Below are 13757 nucleotides of genomic sequence, written 5' to 3' on the forward strand. Positions count from 1 at the left end.
GTTATTTAGAAACGGGAAGGCTGGCACTTTGCCACGCGTTCATTCCGCCTTTTAATACACTCACATTCGCGAAGCCGTCTTTAAGCATCGCATTTGCTGTACCACGAGCCTGATTACCCATAGCGCATACTACGATAATGGGTTTGTCTTTACTGTTTTCAAGTTTCTTGAAGTTTTTCTCACGCAACTCTTCAGGTTTAATTTGTCTGGCACCCAAAATATGGCCAGCTTTAAACTCTTTCGCAGGGCGTGTATCTAGCACTATCGCATCGTCTTTATTCATCAAAACCGTTGCTTCGTGCGTGCTCAATTCTTTTACTGAAGATGTCCATGCACTGATATAGCTAAATATCAACATGGCAATCAGCGCAACCCAAATACCAGCAAGAATAAAGTTGTTGCTAGCAAATTCAATTAGTTGATCCATTACCTCTAACCCTGTCTACAGACCATGAAAAGAGTGCAAAGTATATAGAAAAATGGGCGAGAAACCAGCTTACCTTTCAGTATGATGAATGTCAGTCATAGCGGGTTTGCGCTAAATACTTTAGATGATTGATATTACGAACAAATTGCACTGGGCATATGGAGGAGCGTCAGATACACTGGAAAACGTTGTTAACAGCAACGATGAAACACATTAAGTCATCAATGAAAAAGTTAAGGTTCTAGGCGCACGTATGTCAGTACGATTATTTCTTTCAATCATTGGGTGCATAGTTGCCCTTGCAATTATGCCGATTGGAAGTAGTGCTATTGCACAAGAAGACGGTGCGAATAGTCAAAAAGAAAAATTAGCTGAGTTACAGGCCGAACTGCGCGCTCGACAGCAAGTATTAGAGAACAATAGAGCCAGTGCACAGGAATTAGAAAATGTGCTGAAGGCCTCTGAACTCGAAATCGCTAAAGTGGCGAAAGCACTATCCAGCACCCGACAGTCACTTAAAAACATTGAGCAAGAACAAGCGAAGCTAGAAGAAGAACAAGAAGGGCTTAAAACCGCTATCCGTAAACAGCAGTCACTTTTATCGAGCCAGCTTAAAAGTGCATTTATGGCGGGGCATTACGACTACGCGAAAATGCTGTTTTACCAAGATGACGCGCGAACGTTCGAGCGTGTCATCACCTATTATCAATACGTGGCAAAAGCGCGCCAAAAAGAGATTGAGAGCTTTAGGGGCAATGTTGCTAGGCTTGAAGAAGTTAACGCAGAGCTTAGCGAAAAAGCCTTGTCACTTGCCGCTTTGAAAGATGAGCAAGAAGGTCAGCGAGCAGTACTTATAACCCGCCAGGACGATAGAAAAGCAACGCTTAAGAAAATAAACAAAACCATAGCCTCTGAAAACCAGCGTATTGCGTCACTACAAGCTGATGAAAAAGCGCTGAAAGACGCTATTGAAGCTGCGCGGATTGCCGCAGAACGGGCTGCCCGTGAAGCCGAAGTGAGTATGGATGGACTTGCCAAATTAAAAGGTAAGCTGGCAGCGCCTGTAAAAGGCAGAATACGAAACTTATTTGGTAGTCGCCGCCAAGGTCAAGTGTCTTGGAAAGGCATTGTGATAGATGGTGCCGAGGGCGACCCTGTAAACAGCATTGCGCCTGGAAAAGTGTTGTACGCCGATTGGTTGCGCGGATTTGGTCTGGTCGCTATTGTCGATCATGGCGAAGGGTATATGAGTGTTTACGGTCACAACCAAGCGTTACTCAAGCAAGCTGGCGATGATGTCAGGCAAGGTGAACGCATAGCCCTTGTGGGCCGAAGTGGTGGTCAGGAATATCCTAACCTTTACTTTGAAATTCGTCATAAAGGCAAGGCGCTAAATCCAAGCTCTTGGCTAGACTAGGCAGGTTAATTTTAGATTTTCAGAAACTAAGTTGAAACTGAATCAGTTGTTGGTATTCTATAAAAAACACAGCATTGTGTAGTGTGCGCTCAATAATAATGATGAAAAACGGATGTGACTTAGATGCTTTTGCGTCTGCTAATGCCTTGTATAATCTTTGTTTTATGCGGGCTAACTAGCCTTCAAGTAAAAGCAAAGTCAGACATAATTATAATATTAGATGACCTGGGATACAGGCCGTCCGATGTCGCTGCTTTTTCTCTCCCTAAAGAAATTACCTTTTCTATACTTCCGCAAACGCCGCTGGCTTCTGAAATTGCGCTCCGCGCTGAGCAAGAAGGCAGGGCCGTTATGCTGCATATGCCTATGCAGGCGCAAAGTGGAAAGAACATGGGGCCCCTTGGGTTAACCACTGACATGTTCGCAGGTGCCATTACTTACAATTTGCGAAAGGCAATGAAGAGCGTGCCGAACGCGGTTGGTGTGAATAATCATATGGGAAGTGCGTTCACGGGGCAGCAAAAAGGAATGGAAGCGCTCTTAAAAGAGGTGAAGCGCCAAGGCTTATTTTTTGTGGATAGCCGAACCACGGTACTCACAAAAGGTGAAGAAATTGCGCAGCGGTTAGGTGTGCCTAGCGCAAGCAGACAGGTGTTTCTGGACCATAAGCTTGAGCCTGCATTCTTACTTAAGCAGTTCAACCACATGAAACGTATTGCTAAAAAGAATGGTCACGTTGTGGTGATTGGTCATCCCCACCCAGAAACCGTCGATTTCTTGAAAACTCATATACCCTCACTTGAAAAAGAAGGTTTAACCCTTACCTCAGTAACCGACTATTTTTCACATGCGCCGAAAGTGGCCAAGCAGTTTGGTAAAGAGCGCGATCAAACGGCTTCGCTCAATAACGCCGATGTGAAGGATAGCAAGGTAAGCATGACCGAAGAAAATGCCTTACACAGCAGTGGGCTAATGCACAGCTCCGCAGAAAAAGGCGTTGCTGAGCGCTTAAGTACAGCGCCAAACGAATAGCTTTTTTTCCCCATTTTATACGTAGTTAGTTCATTTTCATCTCGTTAAGATCAAAATTTAATGTGGGAACGTTTCTCATTTCTGTGAGTCTGTTATAATATAACGTCTCTGGCGAATAGTTCGCGAACTCATTTTTTCACGGTGGTAATTAGGGTAATGACTCCAATTGACGAGAATCCAACAAAACTAGACAAACTTGGCATTTGGGTGTCGAGCTTGTGTGCGTTGCATTGCCTCGCGCTACCTGTTTTGGTGCCTCTGCTGCCGCTGATCGGTTCTAGCTTTTTTGCACAAGTGTGGTTTGAAAGAACGATATTAACTTTTTCGTTAATTGTAGGTGCGGTCGCCTTGGTTAGCGGTGCAATTCGCTATCATGGCAAATACTACCCGCTGGCACTGCTGTTTACGGGTGGCGCTATCTATTGGCACAAAGATATCTTTGGGCATCACTACGAACCCTTTACCATCGCGATAGGTGCAGCGCTAATTGTAGCCGGCCACTGGGTGAATATGCGATTGTGTAGACAATGTAAGTGCTGCAAGAATACGGTGTTTTCAGACCACCTTTCAACTGAATTTAAGTAGTCAACTAAGCTGCATTTCATAAAAAGCATTCCAAAAAAAACGAGCCAATGGCTCGTTTTTTTTATAGTGTGAGTCTGTATCAGATACGCGCTCTACAGACTTTTCGCACTGAAAAAGTAGGGTTTAATGCGACAACACATTAAGCGCTACATCGGGCACGTTAGTGAATATGCCCGTCACTCCCCACTCTTTAAGCATAAGCATGTCTCTCGGCTCATCTACGGTATAAACGAATACGTCAAATCCGTCTTTCTGCGCCGTTTGCACAAACTGCTTATCAACGGCGTCTAATGCAATGTTTACGGAATAAGCGTTCAGAGCCCGGGCGCTTGCCGTACAGTCAAGCTCGTAGCTTGCAGATAAGGCGCCGATCTTCACTTCGGGCCACCTAAGCGCAATAGCTTGAAGCCAGTGATGGTTAAATGAAGAGATAAGTAGCTTATCAGCATTAATGCCGCTTTGCTGTAACGCCGCTTTAACGTCTTTAACCCATCTGTCTACGTCGCGTAAGTGTTTTATCTCAATATTGCACCACTTGTCTTTTGGAACACAATTCAGTGTTTCGGTCAGGGTCGGTATGCGCTCTCCATCCCCAATGTCCATTTCTGTAAGGGATTGCCACGGTACGTCAAGTAAATAGCCGGATTCCCGTGCTCTGCGCGTAAGTGTTCTATCGTGAAAAACAATAATGCCGCTTTCGTGCTGATAGGTATCAAACTCAATGCCATCGGCACGTTGTTCGAAAGCCAGTTTAAATGCCTTTACTGTGTTTTCTGGGGCGGCTTTACTGGCACCTCGGTGAGCAAAAATGAGCATAGACATTTCTTCCTTAAAGATCACAACACGGCTTAATCATCTTTTGCATTATGCAACTTATGCGTGTTGAGCGTTTCATAAACTGACGCTGAGGTAATAAGAATTCCACCTAACAACGCACTTAAACCAGGCTTTTCGTTAAGAAAAATAATAGCAAGGAAAACGCCATAAAGAGGCTGCATGCAGGCTATAAGCGAAAACGTTTTTGCCCTAAGGTGACGTAGGCTCGCAGCAATAAGTGCATGAGGAAGCGCAGTAAATACAGTGCCTAAAAGTAATAGCATTAGCCAAGAACTGGTAGACGCTGAGGTTATTGCTGCACTGCCTACCGGCAACATTAGAATGCTGATAACCAAGGTCTGCCACGCCATGGCTTGCGCACCGCTGTAGTGCTTAAAGTGCTTACGATGAATAAGGTTTCTAAACGAATACAAGATGGCGGAGGCAATACCGATCAGAACGCCAAGGGTAATGTCATTTTCCAGTGATGTCTCTGGCACTATTAAATAAACGCCAACGACCACCGTAACGGTAGATACGATATCCTGCCAGACCAGCCTTACCCGCTCAAAGAAAGGCTCGATAAGTACCGTGATTACAGGAAAGGTAAAAAGGGCAATCATGCCAACAGACACCCCAGCATATTGCATGGCGGCAAAATAGGTGACCCAGTGCAATGCCATCAGCACGCCTAAACCGAGGGCAACGCCGTAGTCTTTTTTTGAATTCAGCTTTATTTTGTTCTTCGCCAATTTCAAAAAGGCAAACAACGCTATGCAGGCAAATACTGAACGAACAAGAGTGATATCACTGGCGCTAAGTGGTACAAGCCGAGAGAAAAGGGCTGTACCACCAAGTAAAATTACCGTGAAATGAAGTGAGATCAGGCTTTTTTTAACAGCATCCATAAATTAGCTGTCAGCGCCCTCTGACGAAGCCTCGCTCTTTTCGTCACTGGCTGTTTCATCGCTAACGTGCGTATCTTTAGCGGTAGCCTGTGCGGTTGATTTAAGCGCCATAGGCTCACCAAGGCGTGTGACCATACCAGGGGCGAGGTCTTCAAAATCAATCATGTCTTTTTCGAAACACACCACAATGGTCGAACCTAGCTTGAAGCGGCCTAGCTCCGCACCTTTTTCAAGGAAAACTGCTGCTTCACTGTCTTTTTCATATGACCAGTGCTGAACATTTTTACCCGCAGGTGGCGTAACCGTGCCAGCCCAAACTGTCTCAATACTTGCCACAATGGTAGCGCCTACAAGCACCATTGCCATTTTGCCCACAGGCGTGTCGAACAGCGCCACAACACGTTCGTTACGTGCAAACAGACCTGGAATATTTTGTGCTGTAAGAGGATTTACCGAAAAAAGTTCGCCCGGCACGTACAGCATATCAGTAAGCGTGCCCTCAACAGGCATGTGAATTCTGTGATAATCACGAGGGGCAAGGTAAATGGTAGCAAACTTACCATTTTTAAATGGCGCAGCTACATCAGGCTTGCCACCTAATAATGTAGTTAGGCTAAAGTCATGGCCTTTCGCCTGAAAAATACTGTCGCTATGGATATCGCCAAACTGACTTACCGTACCGTCAACAGCATGGATAAGTACGTCATCGTTTTCGTCAATGGTGCGGGCTTCAGGTTTAAGCGGGCGGGTGAAGAACTTATTAAAGCTTCTATAATGCTCTGGTTCCTCATGCAGCGCTTCTGACATATCAACGTTGTATTGCTTAATAAACGCCTTGATGAAAAATGTCGTAACACTACCCATTTCTGCTTCTGCAAGTTTGCCTACAAGGCGTGAAAGCAGGTGCTTTGGTGTAACGTATTGTAAATTAACTTTAAGCCAATCTAACACAAAATATCTCCGTTTCTTTTATGCAAGCAATAACGCATTGCATAGATAGCGTTATTGTATCGTAAGTCGTGGTATTAAGAGCAACTTTAGGGTTATGAGTGCTTACACAAAAGCATAAGCACGTGGTTCACACCAAAAGAATAAATCGCCGATTAAGAGACAGCTATTACACGTAAGCAGTGCGCGTACTTCTTCGGTCGCTCCAACGAGTTTAGCGCTCCAGTGAGGTTGAAAACTAGTGGCAGTTGTTATGCCCCGGGAGGCTGGCTGTGACTAGGGCGCTGCTCTTCCATGGTGGTTAATATTCTATGGTAGCTGTCGAAGCGTTCTGCGCTAATTTTTCCTTCTTCTACAGCTTCCCTTAGTAAGCACCCCGGATCATTTAAGTGCTTGCAGTCTCTGAATTTGCAGCCGCCCAAATAATCTCTGAACTCAATAAAGCCCCATGTAATACGTTCGGTAGGAATGTGCCACAAGCCAAATTCACGTACTCCTGGGGAATCAATCAAATCACCGCCGGCTGGCAAGTGAAGCAATTTGGCCGCCGTCGTTGTATGTTGACCTAGTCCCGAGTTATCTGAAATATCGCCGGTTAATTCATCGGCGTCTGGCAGAACTTGGTTTATAAGGCTCGATTTACCTACGCCGGACTGCCCTACGAAAACGCTGATGTTATCGTTAAGGTATTCATTGAGTTTGCTAATGCCTTCACCGGTTTTGCAACTGGTGAAAAGCACTTCGTAGCCTAAGTTTTCGTACGTCTTAAGCTGCTCTGTGACGGTTGCGCGTTCCTCTTCACTGAGCAATTCTACTTTATTAAGGACAATCAGCGGCGTGATGCCTATGTCTTCACAGGCAACGAGATAACGGTCGATAATATTCAGTGAAAGGGTGGGTAAAATAGCGCTAACCACTATAATACGGTCGATATTCGCGGCAATGGGTTTAATACCGTCGTAATAATCTGGGCGAGTCAGGACGGAGTGCCTGTCTTTTACAATTTCAATAACCCCACTTACACCTGACTCAGCGTCATCCCCTTTACTGAAAAACACCTTGTCACCACACACTACAGAGTCTACCGTGCGGCGAATGTGGCAGCGAGATACTGCGCCGTTTGCGTCTTCAACGTCGGCGTGTTTACCAAAGCGACCAATTACCGTACCGCTTTCTAGCGTGCTTTCATCAAGGTTCGCCGCGCCCTTTGACGCGTGCTTTTCACGCAAGCGCTTGCTTCTATTTGCTGCAACTTGTCGTTTCTGTCGTTGTGTAAGTTTTGGTTTTTTCGCCACGATTCTTTTCTAGTTTCACGTATACTATGTCAATAATACCGTTTGTAGGGCATGGTTGCCATGTCTGTAGCGCAAAGAGGAAAGTAATGAGTAAACACGACAGTAACCTTGTTTGGATAGACATGGAAATGACAGGGTTAGATCCTGAAACCTGTGTAGTAATGGAAATCGCAACCATTGTTACCGACGCACAGCTGAATATTTTGGCTGAAGGGCCTGTAATAGCGGTACATCAAAGTGATGACGTGTTAAATAATATGGACGAGTGGTGTACACGAGTTCACGGTGAAAGTGGATTAACTGCACGTTGCCGAGAAAGTAAAATAAGCGTTGAAGAAGCATCAGCGCAAACTATTGCCTTTTTAGAGCAATGGGTAGATGCAGGCAAGTCACCGCTATGTGGAAACACCATAGGGCAGGACAGACGCTTCATGGTTAAGTACATGCCCGAGCTTGAAGCTTACTTCCACTATAGAAATATTGATGTAAGTACAATAAAAGAACTAACGCGCCGCTGGAAGCCTGAAATTTTAGACGGTTTCGAAAAGAAAGGCGTACACCTAGCGCTTGATGATATTCGCGAGTCTATTGAAGAAATGCGCTATTATCGTGAGAAAGTGTTTACGATTTAGGCATTCAAACATTGAGGTGCAAAAAAAGTAGAATTAAAGGTTGCGTTACCCCAAAATTTTTGTAAAATGCGCACCACTTCAAACGAAGTACCTCTTTTGTTGCGGGAATAGCTCAGTTGGTAGAGCACGACCTTGCCAAGGTCGGGGTCGCGAGTTCGAATCTCGTTTCCCGCTCCAAATTCACTTGCCATAGGTAAGTACCTATAAGATGCACAGCATCGACTCTATGCGGGAATAGCTCAGTTGGTAGAGCACGACCTTGCCAAGGTCGGGGTCGCGAGTTCGAATCTCGTTTCCCGCTCCAAATTTTCAAACATCACGAAAATCGAAACATCAGCAGATGTATTGATGCGACCCCTCAAAGGGCCCGCGACCGAATGTCGGCCAGTTGGCAAATCTCGTTTCCCGCTCCAAATTTTCAAACATCACGAAAATCTAAACATTAGCAGATGTATTGATGCGCCCCCTTTATGCGCCCGCGACCGAGTGTCGGCCATCGCTTCACAAAGCATTCAAATTAGTTTTTGCTACAAACCATAACCTCTTATTTCACTGAAAAGCACCGTGCATACTTGCTCAAGAATCGGCAAGTCGTCAGCTCTGAAAAACGGTTTAAGACCTACTTATTTAAATATACAAGGTGACCTAATTAACTGCGTAATCTTAAATTTATACGAAAGTATAAATTTGCTTGCGCTTATTGCTTCAGCGCCGATTCTGTCTGTCTTTACGCACCGTTGTGAATCCTTATTCATGACTCTTTGCACCTTCCTAGTGCGGTGCCGCCTTGATTTCAACCTAGTTCTCAATAAATCTACATTTTACGAGCTCTTTTGCACATTAAATGTGCATTCGAAAGCCGTTAGTTAAGTCTTTTTGAATATTAAATAGATTTTAGTGGGTAAATATGCATAATGCGCCGTTTTTTAGCGGTAGTTTCACTGTTTACTTGCTTTTTGATAGGCACACCATTTGCAAAATGCATTATGTAAAACGCAAATTGAAAACATATAAAAATAACCATCGCTTTTAGACTCCTCGAAAGTGCCGTAAAGAGCACTCTGGAACGAAAAAGTAATACTTGGAGAAACACACATGGCTTTTGGTTCATCAAAGCAAAACAATATTTCTGCACTAGCAATTGCAGTAGCATCTGCACTTACTGTTAGTGCATCTGCGGTTCAGGCTCAGGAAGAAGCCGCTGTTGAAGAGAAGGATGTCGAAAAAGTAGTTGTAACCGGTTCTCGCGTTGCTCAAGACTCCTCCCTGGAAGCAGCGAGCCCTGTTCTTGCTATTAATGCTGGTGATATCAAAACATCTGGTCAAATAGATTTAGGTGCCATGTTGCGTGAATCGCCTCAACTACAGGCGTCACTGCCGGGGTCTTTTTCTGCATTTAATGGAACCCCACTAGGAGCAAGCTTACTGGACTTACGTAATCTAGGTAGTGAGCGAACCTTAGTTATGGAAAACGGTCGAAGACATGTTTCAGGTATTGAGGGTACGGGCTCTGTTGATGTAAATACCATCTCTACTGCTTTACTTAGAAACGTGGAAGTCCTCACTGGTGGTGCCTCAGCTGTTTACGGCGCTGATGCGGTAACCGGTGTTGTCAACTTTAATATGAGAAACGGAGCCTCGTTCGACGGGCTAGAGCTTCGCACTCAAACAGGTGTGACTGACGATGGTGACGCAAATGAATTCTTTTTATCATTGGCCAACGGCTTTTCTACAGATAAAGGTGATTTAGTATTCGCGGTTGAATACCAAGAAACCAGCCCAGTGTATGCTAGAGATAGAGACTTCGCAGGCTCTGGTCTATATACACAAGTAGCCAATACAGAGGCTACTCAGAGTGCATTTGGTATTGATTCACGCTTCAAGAATACTTGGGTGCCAGATTACAGACTTCCAATTTCAAGTGACAGAGGTGTAATTTCATTAACTGGCAGTGCGTTTGGAGATGTCGCTGGATCCGGCGGCGTGTTAGGTTGCGGCACTATCGGAACGTCCATGTTTCCAACGTGTCAGGTAGTGGGTGAAGACGGCACCTTACGTGCCTACAATCCCGGCGATGTTTATGCTGGACCTTTCGATGCGAGTGGTGGTGATGGTGTACCGGGTAGTCCCGACGCTGAACTTATCCTTCCAGAGTCTAAAAGAGTATTAGTACAGGCAGTGTCAAATTACGAACTAAATGAATTCGTAAATTTCTTTGTAGATGCCAAATTCGTATTTAGCTCGACTAAAGAAACTAATCAGGTGAATGGTTTCAATGACGATATTCCAATCTCACTAGACAATCCGTATATTCCTGCAGCTCTACTGTCTCAAATTAATGAATTACAAGCAGAAGGTGAATCACCAAGCTTGGTAATGTCCCGCGATGTTCTTGATATAAATGCTAATTCAAACCCAGAAGCAGAACGTAAAACGTATCGTATTGTTACAGGCTTCGATGGTTATATCCCTAACACCGCTCTAGAGTACGAGGTTTTCTATAACTACGGTCGAACTGATGCCGACATTACTTCGAACTTGCGCATAGAAGATAGATACTTCGCTGCTATTGACGCTGTAACAGATCCAGCAACTGGCAATGTTGTTTGTCGCTCTGACCTAGACAGTTCTGCGCTTCCTCCTACGTCGCCGTTTCCATCTGCGAATGCGAATTTTGGGTTCTTAACTTTCCAGCCTGGTGATGGTTCTTGTGTACCAGTGAATCTGTTTGGAAAGGATTCAATCAGCGCAGAAGCGGCTAACTTTATATTCCAACCTGGCACTGAGCAGAACGATATAACGCAAGAGAATTTCTTAGCAGTAGTATCGGGCGACTCTTCTGATTTATTCGAGCTTCCGGCAGGCCCTGTTATGTTTGCTCTTGGTTACGAATGGAGAAAAGAGTCAAGTACCTATACGCCAGATCCATACTCCGCAGCAGGCTTAACCTTTGGAACATTAGACTCTCGTAACGGCCCAACCAATCCTTCTGACGGTGAGTACGATGTTTCAGAATACTTTGTAGAAGCAACTATACCTTTACTAGAAGGTGTCGATTTCGCTGAGCGATTAGAGCTGCGCACAGCATACAGAAGCTCAGACTACGACCCATATGGTACGCATGACGCTTGGACGATAGGAACAGTATGGTCACCTGTTGATACATTTAGTATTCGAACGACCTTCTCTGAAGCGGTGCGGGTTCCCAACATTAATGAAGCCTTCGCACCTACATTTGCGGCTTCACTTGGTGCAGGAGATGACCCTTGTAACCAAAACTTAATTAGTGCGGGCTCTGAGTTCAGGGAGGCGAACTGTATTGCACTGATTGGCGACGCGGTAGCTGATGGCACTTATGATTCTACTAACTTCCTGTCAGCGTTTGTTTCTGGTTCAACGGGCGGTAACCCAGACCTTGATCCTGAAGAAGCAGAAACCATCACGATTGGTACAGTGTGGAGACCAGATACAGAGCTCGACGGTATGCTGGAAGGTTTAGTAGTGACGCTAGACTACTATAATATTGAAATTGATGGCCTGATTGATAGCCTTACTGGTTTTGACATTGCATCTAACTGCGTAGACGCGCCAACAATCAACAACCAATTTTGTGACGCAATTGACCGTGATGCTACGAATGGATTTATCACAGATTTTCGTTCAGGGTTTATCAATCTTGCAGCGGTTGAAACATCTGGTATTGATTTCCGCATAGATTATGGCTTTGAGTTGGCTAAATTAGTCGACACAGACGGAAGAATTGAATTCACTATCAACGGAACAAACTTCCTCAAAAATGATGAAGTAAGGGATGTGAGTGCACCTGACGAAGTCACTGATGTTCTTGGAACATTTGGGCGACCAGAGTGGATCGTAAACATGAGTGCAGACTATATAATTGGTGAACTCGTTGTTGGGTGGAGAGGACGCTACGAAGGAAGCCAGCTACTTCCTGGGCTAGAAAACCAGGATATCGAGAGTGATCCTGATTTTATCAGTCAAACTCACACTGGCTCTGCGTTGGTGCATGATTTTTCTGTTTCATACACTTTTGAAGATAGCCTAGAAGTATATGGTGGTATCAATAACGCGTTTGAGGAAGATCCTTACCTTGGCACATTGTCGAGACCGGCAGGACCTAGAGGACGCTTCTTCTACCTAGGCGTAAATTACACAATGTAACGTCTACACAGATATCAAAAAGCAGCTTTTTAGCTGCTTTTTTATATCTCTAAATAGGAATTTATTTGCATCACTACTTCGTTGGGATTATGTTAATGTAACTTCCTCTGGTCTAACCAGTGGCGCGGATTTAATAATCACTCGAAAGATAAAAAGCTCCCAACTATCAGCGTGAACAACTATGTCAAAGAATTACGTACTAAATACATATAACAAATTTATGAAGCTGCCCTTTGGCAAGAAGCTATTTAGCTGGTACTCAGCGCGCAGGGCACCTTATTTTTCTACCGTTTCACCACTTATCTCAGACATTAAACCAAACTACTGTGAAGTGCTTATTAGTAAACGTAAAGCGGTAGAAAATCACATTGGAACGGTTCACGTTATTGCTATTTGCAATGGTCTGGAAATGGCCATGGGGTTTATGTGTGAAGCATCCATACCTAAAAACCTCAGGTGGATCCCAAAGGGCATGGAAGTAAAGTATCCGGCGAAAGCAGACTCAGATATTCGTTGTGTAGCAGAAGTGCCAGCTGACGCATGGAAGCCAGGTGATTTACCTATTTCTGTTAAGGCGTATAACGCTGAAGGCACCGTGGTCGTCGACGGAACCATTACGGTTTGGGTAAGCGAAAAACGCTGATATCACGCTTATAATAAAAGGCCGCGCTTGCGGCCTTTTTTATGCTCTTTTAAAACATTCAATATTAAGTTTTTACTACAGCTACTTTTCTGTTTGACAGAAAATAAAAATCCAACTAAGAATAACCTTGAAAGCGATTAAGGCGCTATATCAGTAGTCTATTTCATTCAACAGTTGGTGTTGCAATTTTGTCTGTGTTTACAACGCAGGTATTAGCGGTGGAAGAGGTTAAGATGTCTGTAATCACAAAAGAGCAAGTCGCAAGAAAACCCTTTATAGATAAGAAAAATTACCCGTACGGCTTTGCCCGTTCAGGAGATTTTTCAATTAATGAAAGTAAGCTTCTTCAGGCTCATGGTAGTTTGTTCGCTGCACTAGTGGACGGGAAAATTACGCCAGAGAATGATGAAGAACAAGCCTATTTAGAATCGGCTCTTGGTCATCGTGACCCTGCAACACCGCAAGAGAAAGCGTGGTTGAAATACCAAGCCAGAATAAACCGTCCAAAAACAGCAAGTATTTATGGCTCTAAGCGTGCTGCTGAACAAGATGTTGACGATGACGACGATATAAGCGATAACAGTGATCTTGATATCGACCTCGATGATTAAGCTTATGCCTTTATGCATCTAAAACGTGTAAAGGCGCCTCTCTTAAAGCAACTATGTTTATTGTTTGCGCTGTTAAAATCGTGTAAATAAATATCCTATTTTCTGTCAAAATTACACTTAAGTCGAAATATTTATCCTAATTATTGCGAATATTGGGATATATATCTCACTTTTACGCAATTTGGTGTTTTATCTTCCTATTACCTTAGATATAGTCGGGGCATCGTCAACGTACGCTGACAAACCCCCCAACCCATTACA

12 protein-coding genes and 2 tRNA genes are annotated in these 13757 nt (G+C 44.3%); 9 read left to right on the top strand and 5 right to left on the bottom strand.

The window, feature by feature from the left end; genetic code table 11:
- Position 1: 1 nt before the first annotated feature.
- Positions 2 to 427, bottom strand: coding sequence for a rhodanese-like domain-containing protein (locus AC0J2X_RS16020; RefSeq protein ID WP_014948070.1), 426 nt, complete (start codon positions 425 to 427; stop codon positions 2 to 4).
- A 253-nt stretch (positions 428 to 680) separates the two neighbouring features.
- Here AC0J2X_RS16020 and AC0J2X_RS16025 point away from each other — a divergent pair, with 253 nt between their 5' ends.
- The 3 genes from AC0J2X_RS16025 (at position 681) to AC0J2X_RS16035 (ending at position 3461) form a co-directional block, all read left to right on the top strand.
- Positions 681 to 1844 (top strand): murein hydrolase activator EnvC family protein, encoded by a 1164-nt coding sequence (locus AC0J2X_RS16025; protein WP_239300298.1) that lies wholly within the window; start codon positions 681 to 683, stop codon positions 1842 to 1844.
- Positions 1845 to 1985: 141 nt separating this feature from the next.
- A complete protein-coding gene (locus AC0J2X_RS16030) occupies positions 1986 to 2876 on the top strand; it encodes a divergent polysaccharide deacetylase family protein (RefSeq protein WP_472996215.1) in 891 nt (296 codons plus the stop codon).
- 156 nt (positions 2877 to 3032) lie between these two features.
- The gene (locus AC0J2X_RS16035) at positions 3033 to 3461 is read left to right on the top strand and encodes a MerC domain-containing protein (protein ID WP_014948073.1); all 429 of its coding nucleotides are present in this window, start codon (positions 3033 to 3035) and stop codon (positions 3459 to 3461) included.
- A gap of 123 nt (positions 3462 to 3584) precedes the next feature.
- Here AC0J2X_RS16035 and AC0J2X_RS16040 read toward each other — a convergent pair whose 3' ends face one another.
- From AC0J2X_RS16040 to rsgA, 4 genes are all read right to left on the bottom strand, one after another.
- Positions 3585 to 4277, bottom strand: coding sequence for a glycerophosphodiester phosphodiesterase (locus AC0J2X_RS16040; RefSeq protein WP_462586125.1), 693 nt, complete (start codon positions 4275 to 4277; stop codon positions 3585 to 3587).
- 32 nt (positions 4278 to 4309) lie between these two features.
- On the bottom strand, positions 4310 to 5185 hold the full coding sequence (locus AC0J2X_RS16045; RefSeq protein WP_472996195.1) for a DMT family transporter: 876 nt from the start codon (positions 5183 to 5185) through the stop codon (positions 4310 to 4312).
- Between the two features lie 3 nt (positions 5186 to 5188).
- Positions 5189 to 6136, bottom strand: coding sequence for an archaetidylserine decarboxylase (gene asd, locus AC0J2X_RS16050; RefSeq protein WP_039231034.1), 948 nt, complete (start codon positions 6134 to 6136; stop codon positions 5189 to 5191).
- Between the two features lie 248 nt (positions 6137 to 6384).
- Positions 6385 to 7428 (bottom strand): small ribosomal subunit biogenesis GTPase RsgA, encoded by a 1044-nt coding sequence (rsgA, locus tag AC0J2X_RS16055; protein ID WP_039225052.1) that lies wholly within the window; start codon positions 7426 to 7428, stop codon positions 6385 to 6387.
- A gap of 86 nt (positions 7429 to 7514) precedes the next feature.
- Between rsgA and orn the strand changes: the two genes are divergently transcribed.
- The 6 genes from orn (at position 7515) to AC0J2X_RS16085 (ending at position 13496) form a co-directional block, all read left to right on the top strand.
- Entirely contained in the window at positions 7515 to 8060 is a 546-nt protein-coding gene (gene orn, locus AC0J2X_RS16060) for an oligoribonuclease (RefSeq protein ID WP_014948078.1), read from the top strand.
- Between the two features lie 101 nt (positions 8061 to 8161).
- Positions 8162 to 8237: transfer RNA gene (locus tag AC0J2X_RS16065), tRNA-Gly, on the top strand.
- 51 nt (positions 8238 to 8288) lie between these two features.
- Positions 8289 to 8364 (top strand) — tRNA-Gly (locus AC0J2X_RS16070).
- A gap of 791 nt (positions 8365 to 9155) precedes the next feature.
- Complete coding sequence (locus AC0J2X_RS16075) at positions 9156 to 12242, top strand: TonB-dependent receptor domain-containing protein (RefSeq protein WP_020745270.1); 3087 nt, start codon at positions 9156 to 9158, stop codon at positions 12240 to 12242.
- A gap of 181 nt (positions 12243 to 12423) precedes the next feature.
- Complete coding sequence (locus AC0J2X_RS16080) at positions 12424 to 12885, top strand: hotdog fold domain-containing protein (protein WP_014975511.1); 462 nt, start codon at positions 12424 to 12426, stop codon at positions 12883 to 12885.
- 233 nt (positions 12886 to 13118) lie between these two features.
- Positions 13119 to 13496, top strand: coding sequence for a MaoP family protein (locus AC0J2X_RS16085; protein ID WP_069943639.1), 378 nt, complete (start codon positions 13119 to 13121; stop codon positions 13494 to 13496).
- The last annotated feature ends 261 nt before the right edge of the window (positions 13497 to 13757 follow it).

Source organism: Alteromonas sp. R7 (assembly GCF_055755235.1).

What these genes read in the sequence shown, in the direction of transcription:
- AC0J2X_RS16020 (WP_014948070.1), bottom strand. Translation starts at nt 427, where the DNA reads ATGGATCAACTAATTGAATTTGCTAGCAACAACTTTATTCTTGCTGGT.
- AC0J2X_RS16025 (WP_239300298.1), top strand. Translation starts at nt 681, where the DNA reads ATGTCAGTACGATTATTTCTTTCAATCATTGGGTGCATAGTTGCCCTT.
- AC0J2X_RS16030 (WP_472996215.1), top strand. Translation starts at nt 1,986, where the DNA reads ATGCCTTGTATAATCTTTGTTTTATGCGGGCTAACTAGCCTTCAAGTA.
- AC0J2X_RS16035 (WP_014948073.1), top strand. Translation starts at nt 3,033, where the DNA reads ATGACTCCAATTGACGAGAATCCAACAAAACTAGACAAACTTGGCATT.
- AC0J2X_RS16040 (WP_462586125.1), bottom strand. Translation starts at nt 4,277, where the DNA reads ATGCTCATTTTTGCTCACCGAGGTGCCAGTAAAGCCGCCCCAGAAAAC.
- AC0J2X_RS16045 (WP_472996195.1), bottom strand. Translation starts at nt 5,185, where the DNA reads ATGGATGCTGTTAAAAAAAGCCTGATCTCACTTCATTTCACGGTAATT.
- orn (WP_014948078.1), top strand. Translation starts at nt 7,515, where the DNA reads ATGAGTAAACACGACAGTAACCTTGTTTGGATAGACATGGAAATGACA.
- AC0J2X_RS16075 (WP_020745270.1), top strand. Translation starts at nt 9,156, where the DNA reads ATGGCTTTTGGTTCATCAAAGCAAAACAATATTTCTGCACTAGCAATT.
- AC0J2X_RS16080 (WP_014975511.1), top strand. Translation starts at nt 12,424, where the DNA reads ATGTCAAAGAATTACGTACTAAATACATATAACAAATTTATGAAGCTG.
- AC0J2X_RS16085 (WP_069943639.1), top strand. Translation starts at nt 13,119, where the DNA reads ATGTCTGTAATCACAAAAGAGCAAGTCGCAAGAAAACCCTTTATAGAT.